This window comes from Variovorax sp. J22P240 (assembly GCF_030316855.1).
Lineage (GTDB): Bacteria > Pseudomonadota > Gammaproteobacteria > Burkholderiales > Burkholderiaceae_C > Variovorax.
Map to the genome: position 1 here is coordinate 1 of NZ_JASZYR010000001.1, position 15,548 is coordinate 15,548.

The following is a 15,548-nucleotide window of genomic DNA, read 5'->3' on the forward strand; positions in this document are numbered from 1 at the left end:
CAGACCCTCAGCGATACTGCACCCACTCGGCTGTCCGCAGTGGCACGCTGAGCACCGTGCATCTCAGCCCTGTCCGGGCTGAAGACTTACACCATGCGCTGGGACGTGACCCACCGTACGCGCAACGCGCACTGGTGAGGGCGCACTTCGCGTTGGTTGAAGGCTCACGCCAACTGAACTGACGCTGTTGAAGGAAGAGCGTCACTCGGTCGACAACAGAGGTCATCCGAAGACCTCCGAGCAGTACCTACCTTTTCCGCAGAGCTTGCTGTTCTCAATCCGTTGCTACGTCAAGAACCATGGCGCTGACTTCCATGCGGATACTGGAGGCGAGGGCTGGGCTGCGATGCGAAAGGCTACGGAGATTCGCAGCAGAGTGACCCACCCCAAGTCCGCTCAGTCTCTCGAGCTTTCAGACTACGACCGCCAGGTTTTCGTAGATGCGGCAGCATGGTGGAAACTGACGATGCTGAATATGTTTGTGGCTTGCAACGAGGCCGATGACTTCTGGCGCAACCAATTGGGCCGCTCCTCGTGAGACCTGGCGTAAGTCAGAATCCGGCCAAAAGCGGAAGTACGTCACGCCCTGCCAGTTTCTGTAGACGGTGGTGCCGGCTTGCTACCGCGCCGGCGAGGGTTGCCTGAATTTCCTCGCTATGCTTTACGAGACCGCGCTTGCGAGATAACTCGAATGTCCCGGATGTTACAGTCAGTGTATCTAGCCCGTTTGCCTCGCGTAAACAATCCCGTAGCCAGTTTCAATAAAGAGGAAGAGTCAAATTGACCGCTCAAATTCGTAAGGCATTCACGGTTTTGAAGTCAGTTCCCGAAGTTCGCAGAATTGCAAAGGGACTGACAGGTTTGGCTGTGGCAATTCTCGTAGTGTTTGCTGTGCTTCTAATCGCGGTTTGGCGCAATCCCCCGTCAAAGGATTCTGGCGCTACAAAATCATCCCCGCCAAAAGAAATTGTGGCCGTCGAATCGCATCCAGAAGATACGACAGCACTTAACATTCTCAAATTACCAGAATTGTGGGGCCCAACGTGCGAAAAAATTAAAGACGCGAAAGTTGTCGAACGAATTCGTGGAACCGCCTCAGCGAACAATCATCCAGCGTACGTCGTCGGCTACCAATTCGTCTGTGTCGACAGCGTAGCAGGCAACAAAATGTGGCTCCAATATGTGGGTTGGATGGAGAATACCGATACGCAGCGACTCCAGTGCATTCACCACAACCAAGAAAGAAATCGGGTTGTTGGGGAAGGCTGGCACTCCTGCGGCGGCAATTTCAAGAGTAATTGATATCTCACCGCAGTGGTGCCGAGAGGGTGGTCAAAAAGCCTTTCAATCGTGAGCGTCCGGCCACTTTCAATCGGCAGTGCACCAAGTCTTGCATCGGTCTCAATCCTGGACGACTGAGCACCATCGAGTACAGTTACTCCGCGTCGGGCGCCGGACCACTATTCCCAAACGCTTTCCGGTGGCAGCCACTTGCAGACACCGGTCACTTACAGTCGACCTTACTACGTGAGTTAACGGCGAGTTGTGGGTTACGAGTTACCCGGTGATGCCGTTGGCGTTGCCAGGCAGAACAATCGTAGGCATGGCATCCAGGTTTAAGAAGGCCGAGAAGGGGTTAGTCCCTCGGATTGCAGACCTGACCGAACCTGCGTGTTATCGACGCCCGCCCGTCCCGACGGACCACTGATTCATTCACATGTCGTCGAATGACGACTTCGGAGCAGGGCGTACAGCCGCTGTGGGCTGCGGATTCAACCGGTCCTACGTCGGACTCCAAACCGGCCAGATCCGCATGAGCAGATTGCTCGGACAGAGCGAACGTCGTGTCATTGACCACATGGAAGGCGCGCCGGCGCGCCGCAACCCTTGCGGTGTTCTTTGGTGGCAGCAGGTCTGACACTGGGCGGGCTTCCGCCCATGCCTCGACCTCACGCACTAGCCATGCCACGCGTCGACCTGACAGGATGCGCGGCTTCGGAAACTCGTTCTCGCGCACCAGCTTCTCGACTGTCGATTCGGAGAGGGCAACAGCTTCGGCCACGGCGGCCTTGTCAAGGTAGAAGGCTGCCATCACGCTCTCCCTTCCACATCGGTGACAAGGTGCTCGGCAAGCCTGATGCGACCGCAGAGGACGTCGAAGCCGCCCTGTCGTCCGGAGTGCTGACCGGCGAGCAGATCGTCGCGCTCAAGGCCGCCGAGCAGTCCTTCGCGCTGGAGATGGAGCGGGTCTACGTCGGCGACACCCAGAACGCCCGGCAGCAGACCGTTGAGCTCGCCCGGGCCGAGTCCCCGCTCGCGTGGGGTTCGGCCATCGTCTCCACGCTCATCGTCGCGGGCTACTTCTTCTGCATCTACCGGCTGTTCATCGTTCAGATCGACATGCCGCCCAACGTGTTCCAACTGCTCAACGTTATGTTCGGCGCGCTGTCTCTCGCCTTCGGTCAGGTGTGCAACTACTGGCTCGGATCGTCGGCTGGGTCCAAGCGCGCCAGCGACAGCATCCGCAAGATCGCCGAGCAAACGTCGCGTTAGGGGCGCAAAAAAAGCCGCCCGAAGGCGGCTTATGCAGAGCGATATTGCTTAGCGGCAGTTGGCGGGAGCGTAGCGAGCTTCCAGCGTACCGGCGACTGCAGGAGCCGCAGCACCGGCTGCGCCGCATGCCCACGAGATCGAACCTTCCGGGGTCGCGTACCCAGCGGTAACAGAGGTCGGGAGGGCGACAGGCGTGCCGACCGGGCCTGTGAAGGGGCGAAGAATCAGGGTCGCGGCGCCACCGGTCTGGACGGCGGCGGTGTAAGTGATTGTGACCTGGCCAGTGGTGTTGCTGATGCCAACAGAAGTCACTGCGGCGGTCGCGGACGGCGCAACGAAACCAGCGTTGTACGGCCGGCTATTTGCCGCATTTTCCGCGACGAGGGCCTTTGCCGCAGAAGCGAGCGACAGGCCTTCGGTGACCTTGGCGCGCTTCACGTAGTCTTGGTATGCCGGCAGAGCGACGGCGGCCAGAATGCCGATGATCGCGACCACGATCATCAATTCGATAAGGGTGAAGCCGACTTGTGCGCGGCGAGCGATGAAACGACGGTTCATGTTGGAAACTCCAGTTTGTGTTCGAGACGGGGCCCCTCCCCGTGCCGGTTCATTTACCGCAGCATGTGTGCCAACCCGATCGTCGAAGTCCCATCCGTGAAAGGCGTGTAGTTCTTCACGGATGCGTCGCGTCGGACCGACAAAAAACGGCCACTCAAAACCCGAAGGTGACGAGTTTTGTCACACTTTTGTTCCTATTCGTCACTTGCGCTCTGGAGGCGAATTTTGCAGAGGGAGACGAGCAAGGGCAGAGGGTCATCGCCTGATGGCAGGGCGGCGCGCCGAACGGGCGTCCACCGATGAAAGTCTCTTGTGGCCAGTGTTGGCGACGATTCGGGACCACCAGGTGCACAGCGCCGGCATGCGGAACTCGTGAGATCGATCACTCCGGAGCAACCGACGAAATGGAGACGCAAAAAAGCCACCCGAAGGTGGCTGTGCAGAGCGAGCGATATTGCTTAGCGGCAGTTGGCGGGAGCGTAGCGTGCTTCCAGCGTGCCAGCAGTCGCAGGTGCTGCGGCGCCAAGGGCGCCGCATGCCCAGGAAATCGAACCAGCCGGAGGCGTGTAGCCTGCAGCGGTAGAGTCCGGGAGAGCGGCCGGCGTGCCGACTGGGCCGGTGTACGGGCGCAGAATCAGCGTAGCAGTGCCACCGGTCTGAACGGCAGCGGTGTAGGTGATCGTGACCACGCCGGTCGTGTTCTCGATTCCAACGGAAGTCACAGCGGCGGTCGCGGACGGAGCAACGAAACCAGCGTCATACGGGCGTCCATTCGCAGCGTTTTCGGCGATCAGGGTCTTTGCCGAAGAAGCGAGCGACAGGCCTTCGGTGACCTTGGCGCGCTTCACGTAGTCTTGGTATGCCGGCAGAGCGACGGCGGCCAGAATACCGATGATCGCGACCACGATCATCAATTCGATGAGGGTAAAGCCCTTCTGAGCGGTGCGGGAGATGCGGTTCATTGTGAAAACTCCAGGTTTGGTTAAGCCGGGGTTCCTCCCCCGGGCGGAGTACCAAACGCAGCATGCATGCCAACGCTCACAATCTGTTTCACTTCTAAAAAAGTATGCAAGATTTCTCAATTCAGTAAGCATTGTGACAAAATGCGTCACAAAGGACCGACGGTATTCGGCAGCGAATGACAATTTTTGCTGGTTCTGGACACCGATCTCCCGGCGCTATGCTTCGCGGCATGAGCGAATCGAAAGTCCCTAACCTTAAGAAGCTACGCAGCGAACGACTTCTGACGCAGGTCCAGATCGCCGAGGCACTCGGCACGCACGCCCGTACGATTGCGCGTTGGGAGACCGGAGACGGCGAGCCAGGCGCGTCCGAGCTTCTGAAGCTCGCCAGATTCTTCGACGTAGGCATCGACCAGTTGATCTCTGATCTGCTGCCCGCTTCCGATGCCTTGTCGGTAAGAGTATCGAAGCTGGTCGGGCCCGAACTTGACTACTGGGTGGCGAGGAGCGAAGGGCTTTCGGCCCAGTTAACGGAAGACGGCCCGGTCTTCTATGTTGCTGGTCATGGGCAGAGTCCTATTCCTTCGTATTCGAGCGAGTGGCTGCATGGCGGCCCAATCATCGCGCGGGAGCAAATCCACTTGCTACCGATCGTCGCTGGCACAAGGTTCGACGGCAAAAAACTGGACAAGGACGGGTGGCTGGCGCGCTGCTCCGAGCATCCTTACACCGAGTTTGGCGACACCCCCCTTATCGCCGCTATGCGCGCCCATGTCGCTCGGGACGGGCCGCAACTCTTCAGGTAAACGTCGCCACGGGCACTGCTCTGTCAGCGTCGCTGTTCTGATTTCGCGGAGGGACCCGCCCGATCTAGATACTCGACGGTGTTCAGGCGAGAAAACCCCGACCCGACGTACCAATCGGCTTGGTCTCGGCATTGGCGAAGCGGCTCGCGGCAAGCATTCATGAACGCGGTTCGCGCCTCGTAGAGTCGCAGGACCGATTGTCTGGTGGCGCTGTGTTGCGCTGATCGCCCGGGCATGGCCGCGCAGTCATCAATGCTGTCCTTGCCCATTCGGAGGCACAGCGCAACAGCCTCGGCGGCGGCATCTTCCAAAGGGTGTGCAGCTATTGAAGCGGCGGCCAAGCACCCGGCAATCGCCGTCAGCAGTCTGTGACAATTTTTGTCAGTCCGTGCCATGGAATGTTCAATTGGGGAGCGAATTTGGTCCCATTGTCGCGCCGGCTGTGATGAAACGCACACTTTTTGTAACAGTTCGGTGCTGGCATGCATGCTGCGTTTCATACCGCGCCCCGGGGAGGACCCCGGCTTAACCATCCTGGAGTCTCCACATGAACCGTGCTATTCGTTCCGCTCAAAAGGGCTTTACCCTCATCGAATTGATGATCGTGGTCGCGATCATCGGTATTCTGGCCGCCGTCGCTCTGCCGGCTTATCAAGACTACGTGAAGCGCGCCAAGGTCACCGAAGGTCTGTCGCTCGCTTCGGCAGCAAAGGCCCTCGTCGCAGACAATGCCGCGAACAGCCGCCCGTATGACGCTGGTTTCGTTGCACCGTCCGCAACCGCCGCAGTGACTTCTGTTGGCATCAGCAACACCACTGGCCAGGTCACGATCACCTACACCGCCGCCGTTCAGACCGGTGGCGCCGCGACGCTGATCCTGCGCCCCTTCACCGGCCCAGTCGGCACGCCCGTCGCACTTCCGACCTCTGTCACCGCCGGATACGCTACGCCGGAAGGTTCGATCTCGTGGGCATGCGGCGCAGCCGGTGCTGCGGCTCCTGCAGTCGCCGGTACGCTGGAAGCTCGCTACGCTCCCGCCAACTGCCGCTAAGCAATATCGCTCGCTCTGCACAAGCCACCTTCGGGTGGCTTTTTTGCGTCTCCATTTCGTCGGTTGCTCCGGAGTGATCGATCTCACGAGTTCCGCATGCCGGCGCTGTGCACCTGGTGGTCCCGAATCGTCGCCAAAGCTGGGCATGAGAGGGTTCCATTGGTGGATGCGGTCCGGGCGGGGGAGGCCCCTCATCAGCCATGAAAGCTCTCTCCCTACTTCAGCTGCCTCTGGAAAAATTCGCTTCCAGATCGCATGTGACGAACAGGAACAAAAGTATGACAAAACTCGTCACCTCCAAGCTCCGAGCGGTCTTTTTTGTCGACCCAACGCGATGCATCCGTGAAGCACTGCACGCCTTCAAGCAGACGGGCCACCGACGATGGGTTGGCACGGATGCTGCGGTAAGTAAACCGGCACGGGGGAGGCGCCCGTCTCGATCACCAACCTGGAGATTTCCAACATGAACCATCGTTCCATCGCTCGCCGCGCACAAGTCGGCTTCACCCTTATCGAATTGATGATCGTCGTCGCGATCATCGGTATTCTGGCTGCCGTCGCGCTGCCGGCATACCAAGACTACGTGAAGCGTGCCAAGGTCACCGAAGGCCTGTCGCTCGCTTCTTCGGCAAAGGCTCTCGTCGCGGAAAATGCGGCGAACAGCCGGCCATACGACGCCGGTTTCGTCGCGCCGTCCGCGACCGCCGCAGTGACTTCTGTTGGCATCAGCAACACCACTGGCCAGGTCACAATCACTTACACTGCCGCCGTCCAGACCGGTGGCGCCGCGACCCTGATTCTTCGCCCCTTCACAGGCCCGGTCGGCACGCCTGTCGCCCTCCCGACCTCTGTTACCGCTGGGTACGCGACCCCGGAAGGTTCGATCTCGTGGGCATGCGGCGCAGCCGGTGCTGCGGCTCCTGCAGTCGCCGGTACGCTGGAAGCTCGCTACGCTCCCGCCAACTGCCGCTAAGCAATATCGCTCTGCTCAAGGCCGCCTTCGGGCGGCTTTTTTGCGTTTGCTCGGCGTTGTCTTTGAGCGCGGTAAGGCGCGGCGGGCGACCACGGAGCGCAGGCCGTTGGGCCGGCGCTGCCTCCTCGTGCTCTTACCGAGCGAGCAAGATCTCGCACTTCCATTCCTGCAAGACCCAGGCGAATTCGACCTTCTCAAGGCCGACGATGGTCAGTTCGTTCCCCGCGACGGCCTTGATCTTCGGGTCGTAGAGCGTCGGCCCCCCCGTGGATGCCGATGGCGGCCATCATGCATTCTTCCTTCTCGACCCTGAATGTCATCAGCTTGCCAGCGAACTCCCTCGGTTTCTGGTTCCAGGTGCGCCAGCGACCGGCATTGCGCATGAGCGAGACTTTGACCTCCATACTGGACGAATATACAGCTTTCGGCGACGGCAGAGTGTCGACGACAAGCGCCGCGATGCGCTGGTGAACGAACAGTAGATCTCGGCCTGCTTCATGGCTTCCCCTTCATCGCGATGAGCACGGCTTCGAGCTGGACTTCCGTAAACGAGCCATCCAGGCGGACATAGCCCTGCTGGAAGTCAACACGATTGCGCGCGCCGAAGGGATCGGCTGGCGGGGTATCCTTGGCGACTGGCTCATCGTCGACCTCAGGCAGCACTTCGGCGCTTGGGTCGGCCTTGGCCGAATGGCCCGGGCCCGAAGAGTATGTGATGCGCGAATCCTTCGCGAGCAGCAATCCCCGCCGGAAGAACCGGAAGCGGTCGCCGGTGGCCAGGTCCATGAATTTCATGCCCAGCAATGCTATGAGAACCGGAAGTCAGTCGTGGAGGCCGAGTCTGTCACTTTGCCCATGTGACAGACACTGATGCCTCGCAGCTCGTGATGCCTGTGAAACCATTGCGGCCCATGCTCAGACGGATACGCTGCTCGTTCACGGGCTCAATCTTCCGGCCGCGCCTATCGGCCTCGTCGAATGCGCCGGCGGTCAAGGCTTGCTTGCATGCTGCCTGCACCGCGCTGCTCTCCGGGATGAACTGATAGCGCGAATAGGCGACTGAGATGGTGAAGCCGTCCGAGCCGTCCGTCACCTGATAGGAGGCGTTTTTATCGGGGGCGCCTTGGGGCGACGGTGTCGCACACCCAGCCAGAATGGAAACAGTAGCCAGCGCGAAGATGCGATGCATCGTCTTCTCCTTCTTGTGTCGTGGTCGGCATCGTAGGCGGCTTTGGCGGCACCATTTGCGGAACGCTTCGCTGCACGAGAGTGGCTGCTAGAGGCGCAGCGCGCCTATTCCCGTGGTGCCCGGGGCCGGAATCGAACCGGCACGCCTGCGTCGGGGGATTTTGAGTCCCCAGCCGGTAGCAGAGGCAAAAAGATTGCCATCGGCGCCATCTCCTAAGCGGCTTTGGCGTATGTTTTGGCGTAGCTTTTCGCCAAAATTGGCGTTCTTCCCAGCGACACACGGCGGGCCATCATGGGCGTGTGAGGTGCGGTGGCGGGGAGAGTCATCGGAAATGGATCGGTGCGCGGCCGACGGCCGGCAGGCCCGCATCATAAGGAACGGGGCCTGTCCCTCTGCGACGACTGCAGAGGGAGGAACAAAGCGGCTGGACGAAGCCGCTCAGACTTGGCCGCGGCGCCTGCGGGCGACGCGCACGGCGTCCACCCAGGTATCGACGTTGAATCGCTGGCCGGAATCCGCGATGCGGGCGGACGTGATCCGGTGCAGCGGCACGCGCCGGATGTCGCCCGGCAATTCGCCGTGCCCCGTGATCGTCTTCTTCTGCACATCGAGGTGGTCGACCTGCAGCGTGCATTCGACCTTCCTGTCATGGGCGTCGAGGTAGCGAACCCGGATGCGGGGCGTCTCGTCGACCACCGCATGTTCACCCTTGCCCTGGATGAACCATTCGGGGAGGGTGTCGGGCACCGAGTCGCCGGAAGGGTTCATGCCACCGCGCACGGTGGGAATCTCCAGCGGTACGTGGCCCGATCGCACTCGTGCCGCTTCGATGCGGCGCTCCGCCTCGCGGCGCATCGCGGCGCGTCGCCATGCCCACGTCACACCCCACAGCAGCAGGACGCCCGTCAGCAATGCCACGAAAAATTGCCACTGCATCAGCCCGATGCTCATCTGTCGGCCCCCTTGGATTCCTAATGCCTAAGTACTCAGCGGCGGAATTTTCGACCCCCCGTTCGGGATAGTCAAACTATCGCCTGGCATAGCGCGTTTGGGGGATGGGGCGAGCTTCAGTCCTCGTGGGTGTCATGCGTGGCGACCGCACCGAGGCGCCAATAGCCCGCCGCCTTGATCCACTTGGGATTCGCGCCGCGCTCGCCGACCAGATGCGCACGGAGAGCCTTGGCTGCGGTCGACTCGCAGGCTACCCAGGCGTGGAAGTCGCCCTCCGGCAGCTTGAGCTTGCGCAGCGCGTCGAGCAAGGGTGAGCCCACGCCAGGCTCGGCATCGCGGCGGTGCACCCATTGCAGATCGAGCTCGGCTGCAGTTTCGAAGGCGATCTCATCGGCCTCGCCGTCGACTTCCGCCAGCACCACGACGCGCGCGCCGGCCGGCAACTCGGCCAGCCGACGCGAGATCGCAGGCAACGCCGTGTCATCGCCGATCAGCAGATGCCAGTCGAAAGCGGTCGGAATGATGAAGGAGCCGCGCGGGCCACCCACGCCGAGGGTGTCGCCCGGTTTGGCGGTTTCCGCCCACAGCGTGGCGGGGCCGGCATCGTGCAGCACGAAATCGATTTCGAGCGTGCCGGCCTCGGCGTCATGGCGGCGCGGCGTGTAGTCGCGCATGGCGGGCTTCTGGCCAGCCGGCCAGGCGGGGCCGTCGGGGCCGACGCTCGGCACGACCAGCGCACCGGTCTTCTCGTCGGGAAAGAAGATCTTGGCGTGGTCGTCGAAGCCCGGGCTGGTGAAGCCCGCGAGATCGTCGCCTGAGAGCGTGACGCGGATCAGGTGCGGCGTGACGCGCTGCACCTTCTGCACCTGCAGCTTGCGAAATCGCAGCTCGTGGCGCACGCGCCGCGGCAGGCGGTCGGGGGTGGAGGAGGGTGTCGAGGTTTCGGTCATGCGGGAGTTTTCTAGATGCGTTCCAGTTGTTGGGCGGCGCTGTCGAGCACTGCGGCGAATTCGTGGGCTTGTTGTTCTGTGAGCGGTTCGCGCGCGAGGCGCATGCGCATCGCGAGCTTGAGGTTCTCGATGGCACGGATCACCTGCGGCGGCCGGCCGGCCCGGGGGCCGGCGCCGTCGACGCCGCCGTCCATGCGGGCCATCATTTCGTCGGTCGTTTCGCGGTTGGCGGCGAGGAAATCCTTGCCGCCATCGGTGACCGTGTAGCGCTTGCGCCCACCGCCGTCGGCGGTATCGACGCTCACGTAGCCGAGTTCCTCGAGCAGGGTGAGCGTGGGGTAGACGATGCCAGGGCTGGGGCTGTAGCGGCCGCCGAGGCGCTCCTCGATGACCTTGATGAGCTCGTAGCCGTGGCTGGGCTTGTCGGCGATCAGCTGCAGCAGCACGAAGCGCAGACCGCCATGGCCGAACACCCGGCCGCCGCCGCGCCCGCCGCGCGGGCCGCGCGGGCCGGCATGGTGCTCGCGTCCGCCGCTCAGGCCATCGCCGTGTTCACCGCGCTGGGTGCCGTGTAAAAAGCGTTTGAAATCTCGCATGGGAGTCTTTTCTGTGTCGTTATCTGATTTGCTAAAGATATATCTAAATAGTGTCGAAGTCAAGTCTGACCTTGGGCCGCTGCGCGCGCGGAGCGGTGCGTGAGCAGTCCACGCCATGCCTACGTCGCGCGCATCAACCGCGTGATCGACCACATCGACGGCCACCTTGCCGAACCGTTGGATCTCGCGAGGCTGGCGGAGGTGGCGAACTTTTCGGCGTGGCATTTCCACCGTGTGTTCCAAGCCATGACCGGCGAGACGCTGGCTGATCGCGTCCGGCGGCGCCGGCTGGAGGTGGCTGCGGCCCGGTTGCTGTTCCTGCCGCCCGAGCCCGTGCTGGCCATTGCGCTCGATGTCGGCTTCGGATCGGCGGCGGTGTTCACCCGCTCCTTCAGCGCGCATTTCGGCGTCACGCCGACGGTCTGGAGGCGGGGTGCGTTCCGCGCGTGGGCGGAGACCCGCCGCATCCAGCTTGGCAAGATTCATCAAGCGGACCGCAATCGGCATCAAGCCGTCGCGGAAGCCTTCCTGCACGATGAGCGCTCCTGGCCGAAGGGCCATGTTCCTCACGGTGCAGATTCAGGAAACGGACAAATGAAGGTCGAACTCAAGACGATCGCGCCGGCCCGCGTGGCCTACATGCGGCAGGTCGGGCCCTACGGCAGCCCCGAGATCACGCGCACCTGGCAGCGTTTTGCGGCGTGGTGCGAGCAGAAGGGGCTGATGCAGCCCCGCCGCGTGATGTACGGCATCAGCCACGACAACGCAGACGTGACGCCGCCCGAAAAGTGTCGCTACGACGCGTGCATCGAGGTCGACGACGCTTTCCGACCCGAGGGCGAAGTCGGCGTGCAGACCCTGCGCGGCGGGCGCTTTGCGTGCGTTGCCTTTGCAGGTACCGCCTCGGAAATCCACGCGGCGTGGGTGCAGCTTTGCGACTGGCTGCCCGACAGCGGCTATCAGGCCGACGATGCGCCGCCGGTCGAGGTCTATGGCAAGGACTTCGCCGTCGACGAAACGACCGGCGCCTTCGCTTGCGAGTTGTGTATGCCGGTGCGGGCGTTGTAGTGGCAACGACGATTCCGTGACGGGTTGCCCGGTTCGCTGCGGCGCCGTGGTGCGGGTATTGAAAGTTCTAGGGTAAACCCTTACAATACTACTTATGACCTCTTCCAACTGGTACTTCCCCCGCAACCCGAAGTTCACCGACTCGTTCGAGCGTGAACTGGCCGGCGATGACGCTCGCCATATCGGCCGCGACGAACCCTCCATCGCTCGGCCCGCGTTGAAGGTTCTTGCCAAAGGCTTCGACACCGTGGTTCGCACCGTGCGTTTCCTGCGCGCATCGGCCCAGCAGCCGGCACTGGCCCTCAAGGCCAGCTGATCCTGCCGCGCAGACGCTAAAAAGCCCCTCACGAGGGGCTTTTTGCTGTCTGGCTCATCGCTGGGGCATGTCCCCGGCGGAGTAGCCAAGGCTCACGGTCGCATCCTCCGGAATTGGCGGCATCGTCGCGTTCCAGGCGAGCCAGGCGTCGCGCATCGCGGCCAGACGCTCGGGCTGCTTGTGCGCCTGGTTGGTCCGCTCACGCTCGTCGCCCGGGATGTTGAAGAGGTATTCGTTGCCGTCGACCTGCAGGTACTTCCAGTCGCCGTCGCGCATTGCGCGTTGCCCGCGGTGGTTCATGCGCCAGTGCAGGGGCCGCGCAAAGGTCTGCGTGGCATCGCGCAGCACCGGAAGCAGGGAAACGCCGTCCAGCGGGTACTGCGGATTCGCCGCCACGCCCGCCGCTTCGAGCATGGTCGCCGACCAGTCCATCGTCATGCAGTGCTGTGCGCTCTCTCCGCCCGCGCCGATGACCTTTGGCCAGTGCGCGATCCATGGCACTCGGATGCCGCCTTCGGTCAGGTCCATCTTGCCGCCGACCAGCGGCCAGTTGTCGGAGAAGCGTTCGCCGCCGTTGTCGCTGGTGAAGACGACAAGCGTGTTGTCGGCCATGCCGTGCTTTTCGAGCGCCGCCATGATCCAGCCGATGCCTTCGTCCATGTGATGGATCATCCGGCGGTAGGTGTGGATGTTGCCGCCCGCGAGGTCGAACAGATTGTTCTTGACCGTGGGCGCCTTGGCCTCGTCCTCGCGCGTTTCCCACGGCCAGTGCGGTGCGGTGTAGTGCAGGCTCAGGAAGAAAGGGGCTTCCTGCTGCGCCATGCGCTCCACGTAGTCGACCGCGCGTTGCGAGAGCAGATCCGTCAGGTAGCCCTCCTGCCGGCAGTCTTCCTCGCCGAACCACAGGTCATGCCTGCCGCTGGAATCGCAGTGGGTGAAGTAATCGACGCCGCCCGACATCGGCCCGAAGAACTCCTCGTAGCCCGAGCGCAGCGGCCCGAAGGCCGGCGGAAAGCCCAGGTGCCATTTGCCGACGAGGGCGGTGCGGTAACCGGCGCCGCGCAGCAGCGAGGGCAGGGTGGGGTGCTCCGGCGGCAATCCCAGCGATGTGCTGCCGCGGCTCTTGCTGTTGATGGGCTCCTCGGCCGCGCCGCGCAGGCGGTACTGGTAGCGCGCGGTGATCATCGCGAAGCGGGTGGGCGAGCACACGGGCGAGTTCGCATAGCCCTGTGTGAACTTGATGCCCTTGGCGGCGAGCCGGTCGAGCACCGGCGACACGGGGCCGAAGGTGGCGTCCCGGCCCCCGTAGCAGCCGAGGTCGGCATAGCCGAGATCGTCGGCCACGATGAAGATGATGTTGGGTTTCTGCATGGGTTTGCTCGCTCAGTCGCTATCGGATCTCGCGCGGGCGGAGGCGCTCGCGCGACCATCATGCTGCCTCAGTCGACCTTCATGCCGGTGGACTTGACGATCTTGCCGTAGCGCACGCTGCTGGCGTCGAGATGCTCGACAGCGGCATTGCCGGTCTCGCCCAGCGCCACCATGTCGAGTGTTGCCAGTCGCGACTTGATTTCGGGCAGCGCCATCGCGGACTGCAGGGCCTTGCGCAGCGTCTGCATCACCGGTTCGGGCGTGGCGGCGGGGACCATGGCGAGGTAGAGCACTTCGAACTCCAGATCCTTCAGGCCCAGTTCGCCGACTGTCGGAACCTGCGGCAACAGCGGCGAACGCTGGCGACCGGTGACCGCCAGCGGACGCACCTTGCCTGACTGGATGTGCGGCAGGAGACCCGGCGTCGCAAGGATGCCGGCCTGCACTTCATTCGACAGCAGCGCCATCACCGCCGGCGCGTTGCCTTTGTACGGAACGTGCGTGATCCTGGCGCCCGTCGCAGTGGAGAAAATCTCGGCAGCGATGTGGCCCGGACTGCCGTTGCCCGCGGACCCGAAGGTCGAGGCTTCGGACTTGCTCTGCGTCACGAACTCCGGCAGCGTCTTCGCGCCGACGGAAGGGCCGACACCGAACGTCAGGCCCGACGAACTGAAGATCATCAACGGCTTCAGGTCCTTCGTCGCGAAGGGCATCGATGCGTACACATGCGGATTGATGGTGAAGGTCGTGTCGATCGTGAGCAGCACCGTGTAGCCGTCGGCCGGGCTCTTCGCGACCAGATCGGCGCCGATGTTGCCGCCGGCGCCGGGCCGGTTGTCCACCACGAAAGGCTGCTTGAGTTCCTTCTGCAGCGGTTCGGCCAGCGCGCGGCCGAGGATGTCGAGCGGGCCGCCGGCCGGGAAGCCGGTGATGAACTTCACCGGTTTGGTGGGGTAGGCCGTGTCGGCATGTGCAGCCTGCGTGATCGGGCCTGCAGCCAACAGGGTGCAGGTGGCCATCAGGCCAAGGCGGCGCAGCGCGCCGAAAGAGTCGTGGCTGGTCATGTGTGCTTGTCTCCGTGATCGACGCGGCGGCGTCGGCCGCTGGTCCGTGGGGGCACTCTAGGAGGACGACGCTGCCGGCACAACTGAAAGCTCTTCCACCAGCTATTCCGGATGGTTATATTGGAGCGCCTGGCTCCCCAAGGGGCGGCACATTCCAGCCATGAACTTTGCTCGCCTCAAGCTCAGGCACCTGCAGTGCCTTGTGATGGTCGGTCAGGAGCGCAATCTCGTTCGCGCAGCGAAGGTGCTCGCGCTCACGCAACCGGCAGTCTCCAAGACCATTGCCGAACTCGAAGACATCGTGGGTCGTCAGTTGCTCGTCCGGCGGCGGCGCGGGGTCGAGCTCACGCCGGCCGCCGATGTGCTGGTGCGCCACGCCGTTGCCGCGCTTCGCGGACTGCGAGAGGGATTGACCCTTGCGCTCGATCAGCCGGAACTGGACCAGGTCCGCGTCGCCGTCGGCGCGTTGCCCAACATGGCCGCGAGCCTGCTTCCAGAGGCTGTCGCGGCATTGCATGCGTCGACGCCGGCATTGCGCGTGCGTGTCGCGAGTGGCACCAACGCGCAGTTGATGACCCAGTTGCGCCAAGGCGAAATCGATCTCGTGCTGGGGCGCATCGCTCAGGCGTCGGCGATGGCCGACCTCGCCTTCGAGCAGCTCTACAGCGAACCGCTGCTGCTGGTCGCCCGCCCCGGACATCCGCTCGCCGTGTCGCGGCGGCCGACGCTCGATGCGCTGGCCGAATTTCCGATGGTGATGCCGGTGTCCGGCACGCTGATCCGGCACACGGCGGACGCCTTTCTTCTCGCGCAAGGCATGGTGCCGCCGCGCTGCCTGATCGAGGCGACGGACACGAGCTTTGCGGTCGGGCTGATGCGGCGCTCCGATGCCGTCTGGTTTGCGCCGCAGGGGGCCGTCGAGGCCTATCTGGGGCGCGGCGAACTGTCTCGCATCGCGATCGATACGCACAGCACCGAAGGGCCGGTCGGACTGACGATGCGGCGTGCGGGCGAGCCCAGCGAGGGCGCGCGCCTGCTGATCGAGGCGATCCACGGCGTGCTCCGGCAACGCGCAGCCGCCGCTGCATCGGCGCCAGCGCCGAAGCCCGCGCAACGCACTCGACGGCCCTCCTGAAAGGC

The 15,548-nt window shown here is 63.2% G+C and carries 20 protein-coding genes; 10 read left to right on the forward strand and 10 right to left on the reverse strand.

Annotation, left to right across the window (positions count from 1 at the left end):
• The first annotated feature begins 187 nt into the window (after positions 1-187).
• Both QTI24_RS00005 and QTI24_RS00010 read left to right on the forward strand, forming a co-directional pair.
• A complete protein-coding gene (locus QTI24_RS00005) occupies positions 188-538 on the forward strand; it encodes a hypothetical protein (protein ID WP_286597542.1) in 351 nt (116 codons plus the stop codon).
• A 242-nt stretch (positions 539-780) separates the two neighbouring features.
• Positions 781-1,302, forward strand: coding sequence for a hypothetical protein (locus tag QTI24_RS00010; protein ID WP_286597544.1), 522 nt, complete (start codon positions 781-783; stop codon positions 1,300-1,302).
• A gap of 334 nt (positions 1,303-1,636) precedes the next feature.
• Here QTI24_RS00010 and QTI24_RS00015 read toward each other — a convergent pair whose 3' ends face one another.
• Complete coding sequence (locus QTI24_RS00015) at positions 1,637-2,092, reverse strand: helix-turn-helix transcriptional regulator (protein WP_286597545.1); 456 nt, start codon at positions 2,090-2,092, stop codon at positions 1,637-1,639.
• 29 nt (positions 2,093-2,121) lie between these two features.
• Here QTI24_RS00015 and QTI24_RS00020 point away from each other — a divergent pair, with 29 nt between their 5' ends.
• The gene (locus tag QTI24_RS00020; RefSeq protein ID WP_286597547.1) at positions 2,122-2,553 is read left to right on the forward strand and encodes a hypothetical protein; all 432 of its coding nucleotides are present in this window, start codon (positions 2,122-2,124) and stop codon (positions 2,551-2,553) included.
• Positions 2,554-2,601: 48 nt separating this feature from the next.
• Here QTI24_RS00020 and QTI24_RS00025 read toward each other — a convergent pair whose 3' ends face one another.
• Together QTI24_RS00025 and QTI24_RS00030 are read right to left on the reverse strand one after the other, a co-directional pair.
• Positions 2,602-3,111: a pilin gene (locus QTI24_RS00025; protein ID WP_286597548.1), complete on the reverse strand. Its 510-nt coding sequence runs from the start codon at positions 3,109-3,111 to the stop codon at positions 2,602-2,604.
• Between the two features lie 458 nt (positions 3,112-3,569).
• A complete protein-coding gene (locus QTI24_RS00030; protein ID WP_286597549.1) occupies positions 3,570-4,073 on the reverse strand; it encodes a pilin in 504 nt (167 codons plus the stop codon).
• A 230-nt stretch (positions 4,074-4,303) separates the two neighbouring features.
• On the opposite strand from QTI24_RS00030, the gene QTI24_RS00035 reads away from it, so the two are divergent.
• The 4 genes from QTI24_RS00035 to QTI24_RS00050 all read left to right on the forward strand — a co-directional run bounded on the left by QTI24_RS00035 (position 4,304) and on the right by QTI24_RS00050 (position 7,374).
• Positions 4,304-4,879 carry a helix-turn-helix domain-containing protein gene (locus QTI24_RS00035; protein WP_286597550.1) on the forward strand — a complete coding sequence of 192 codons (576 nt, stop codon included), beginning with the start codon at positions 4,304-4,306 and terminating at the stop codon, positions 4,877-4,879.
• A gap of 547 nt (positions 4,880-5,426) precedes the next feature.
• Positions 5,427-5,930, forward strand: coding sequence for a pilin (locus QTI24_RS00040; RefSeq protein WP_286597551.1), 504 nt, complete (start codon positions 5,427-5,429; stop codon positions 5,928-5,930).
• A gap of 463 nt (positions 5,931-6,393) precedes the next feature.
• Positions 6,394-6,903 carry a pilin gene (locus QTI24_RS00045; RefSeq protein ID WP_286597553.1) on the forward strand — a complete coding sequence of 170 codons (510 nt, stop codon included), beginning with the start codon at positions 6,394-6,396 and terminating at the stop codon, positions 6,901-6,903.
• A gap of 276 nt (positions 6,904-7,179) precedes the next feature.
• Positions 7,180-7,374: a hypothetical protein gene (locus QTI24_RS00050; RefSeq protein ID WP_286597555.1), complete on the forward strand. Its 195-nt coding sequence runs from the start codon at positions 7,180-7,182 to the stop codon at positions 7,372-7,374.
• A gap of 24 nt (positions 7,375-7,398) precedes the next feature.
• Here the strand turns inward: QTI24_RS00050 and QTI24_RS00055 are convergent, their stop codons facing one another.
• From QTI24_RS00055 to QTI24_RS00075, 5 genes are all read right to left on the reverse strand, one after another.
• Positions 7,399-7,698: a hypothetical protein gene (locus tag QTI24_RS00055; RefSeq protein ID WP_286597557.1), complete on the reverse strand. Its 300-nt coding sequence runs from the start codon at positions 7,696-7,698 to the stop codon at positions 7,399-7,401.
• Positions 7,699-7,747: 49 nt separating this feature from the next.
• Positions 7,748-8,092 (reverse strand): hypothetical protein, encoded by a 345-nt coding sequence (locus QTI24_RS00060; RefSeq protein WP_286597558.1) that lies wholly within the window; start codon positions 8,090-8,092, stop codon positions 7,748-7,750.
• Positions 8,093-8,530: 438 nt separating this feature from the next.
• The gene (locus QTI24_RS00065) at positions 8,531-9,028 is read right to left on the reverse strand and encodes a hypothetical protein (protein ID WP_286597559.1); all 498 of its coding nucleotides are present in this window, start codon (positions 9,026-9,028) and stop codon (positions 8,531-8,533) included.
• A gap of 131 nt (positions 9,029-9,159) precedes the next feature.
• The gene (locus QTI24_RS00070) at positions 9,160-9,993 is read right to left on the reverse strand and encodes a siderophore-interacting protein (protein WP_286597560.1); all 834 of its coding nucleotides are present in this window, start codon (positions 9,991-9,993) and stop codon (positions 9,160-9,162) included.
• An 11-nt stretch (positions 9,994-10,004) separates the two neighbouring features.
• Complete coding sequence (locus QTI24_RS00075) at positions 10,005-10,589, reverse strand: PadR family transcriptional regulator (RefSeq protein WP_286597561.1); 585 nt, start codon at positions 10,587-10,589, stop codon at positions 10,005-10,007.
• Between the two features lie 99 nt (positions 10,590-10,688).
• On the opposite strand from QTI24_RS00075, the gene QTI24_RS00080 reads away from it, so the two are divergent.
• Together QTI24_RS00080 and QTI24_RS00085 are read left to right on the forward strand one after the other, a co-directional pair.
• A complete protein-coding gene (locus QTI24_RS00080; RefSeq protein WP_286597562.1) occupies positions 10,689-11,657 on the forward strand; it encodes an AraC family transcriptional regulator in 969 nt (322 codons plus the stop codon).
• A gap of 94 nt (positions 11,658-11,751) precedes the next feature.
• Positions 11,752-11,973 carry a hypothetical protein gene (locus tag QTI24_RS00085; RefSeq protein WP_286597563.1) on the forward strand — a complete coding sequence of 74 codons (222 nt, stop codon included), beginning with the start codon at positions 11,752-11,754 and terminating at the stop codon, positions 11,971-11,973.
• Positions 11,974-12,027: 54 nt separating this feature from the next.
• On the opposite strand, the gene QTI24_RS00090 is transcribed toward QTI24_RS00085, so the two are convergent.
• Complete coding sequence (locus QTI24_RS00090; RefSeq protein WP_286597564.1) at positions 12,028-13,344, reverse strand: sulfatase family protein; 1,317 nt, start codon at positions 13,342-13,344, stop codon at positions 12,028-12,030.
• A 68-nt stretch (positions 13,345-13,412) separates the two neighbouring features.
• On the reverse strand, positions 13,413-14,408 hold the full coding sequence (locus QTI24_RS00095; protein WP_286597566.1) for a Bug family tripartite tricarboxylate transporter substrate binding protein: 996 nt from the start codon (positions 14,406-14,408) through the stop codon (positions 13,413-13,415).
• A 160-nt stretch (positions 14,409-14,568) separates the two neighbouring features.
• On the opposite strand from QTI24_RS00095, the gene pcaQ reads away from it, so the two are divergent.
• Positions 14,569-15,543 carry a pca operon transcription factor PcaQ gene (gene pcaQ, locus QTI24_RS00100; RefSeq protein ID WP_286597568.1) on the forward strand — a complete coding sequence of 325 codons (975 nt, stop codon included), beginning with the start codon at positions 14,569-14,571 and terminating at the stop codon, positions 15,541-15,543.
• Positions 15,544-15,548: the final 5 nt, after the last annotated feature.

What these genes read in the sequence shown, in the direction of transcription:
- QTI24_RS00015 (WP_286597545.1), bottom strand. Translation starts at nt 2,092, where the DNA reads ATGGCAGCCTTCTACCTTGACAAGGCCGCCGTGGCCGAAGCTGTTGCC.
- QTI24_RS00025 (WP_286597548.1), bottom strand. Translation starts at nt 3,111, where the DNA reads ATGAACCGTCGTTTCATCGCTCGCCGCGCACAAGTCGGCTTCACCCTT.
- QTI24_RS00030 (WP_286597549.1), bottom strand. Translation starts at nt 4,073, where the DNA reads ATGAACCGCATCTCCCGCACCGCTCAGAAGGGCTTTACCCTCATCGAA.
- QTI24_RS00035 (WP_286597550.1), top strand. Translation starts at nt 4,304, where the DNA reads ATGAGCGAATCGAAAGTCCCTAACCTTAAGAAGCTACGCAGCGAACGA.
- QTI24_RS00040 (WP_286597551.1), top strand. Translation starts at nt 5,427, where the DNA reads ATGAACCGTGCTATTCGTTCCGCTCAAAAGGGCTTTACCCTCATCGAA.
- QTI24_RS00045 (WP_286597553.1), top strand. Translation starts at nt 6,394, where the DNA reads ATGAACCATCGTTCCATCGCTCGCCGCGCACAAGTCGGCTTCACCCTT.
- QTI24_RS00050 (WP_286597555.1), top strand. Translation starts at nt 7,180, where the DNA reads ATGGCGGCCATCATGCATTCTTCCTTCTCGACCCTGAATGTCATCAGC.
- QTI24_RS00055 (WP_286597557.1), bottom strand. Translation starts at nt 7,698, where the DNA reads ATGAAATTCATGGACCTGGCCACCGGCGACCGCTTCCGGTTCTTCCGG.
- QTI24_RS00060 (WP_286597558.1), bottom strand. Translation starts at nt 8,092, where the DNA reads ATGCATCGCATCTTCGCGCTGGCTACTGTTTCCATTCTGGCTGGGTGT.
- QTI24_RS00065 (WP_286597559.1), bottom strand. Translation starts at nt 9,028, where the DNA reads ATGCAGTGGCAATTTTTCGTGGCATTGCTGACGGGCGTCCTGCTGCTG.
- QTI24_RS00070 (WP_286597560.1), bottom strand. Translation starts at nt 9,993, where the DNA reads ATGACCGAAACCTCGACACCCTCCTCCACCCCCGACCGCCTGCCGCGG.
- QTI24_RS00075 (WP_286597561.1), bottom strand. Translation starts at nt 10,589, where the DNA reads ATGCGAGATTTCAAACGCTTTTTACACGGCACCCAGCGCGGTGAACAC.
- QTI24_RS00085 (WP_286597563.1), top strand. Translation starts at nt 11,752, where the DNA reads ATGACCTCTTCCAACTGGTACTTCCCCCGCAACCCGAAGTTCACCGAC.
- QTI24_RS00090 (WP_286597564.1), bottom strand. Translation starts at nt 13,344, where the DNA reads ATGCAGAAACCCAACATCATCTTCATCGTGGCCGACGATCTCGGCTAT.
- QTI24_RS00095 (WP_286597566.1), bottom strand. Translation starts at nt 14,408, where the DNA reads ATGACCAGCCACGACTCTTTCGGCGCGCTGCGCCGCCTTGGCCTGATG.
- pcaQ (WP_286597568.1), top strand. Translation starts at nt 14,569, where the DNA reads ATGAACTTTGCTCGCCTCAAGCTCAGGCACCTGCAGTGCCTTGTGATG.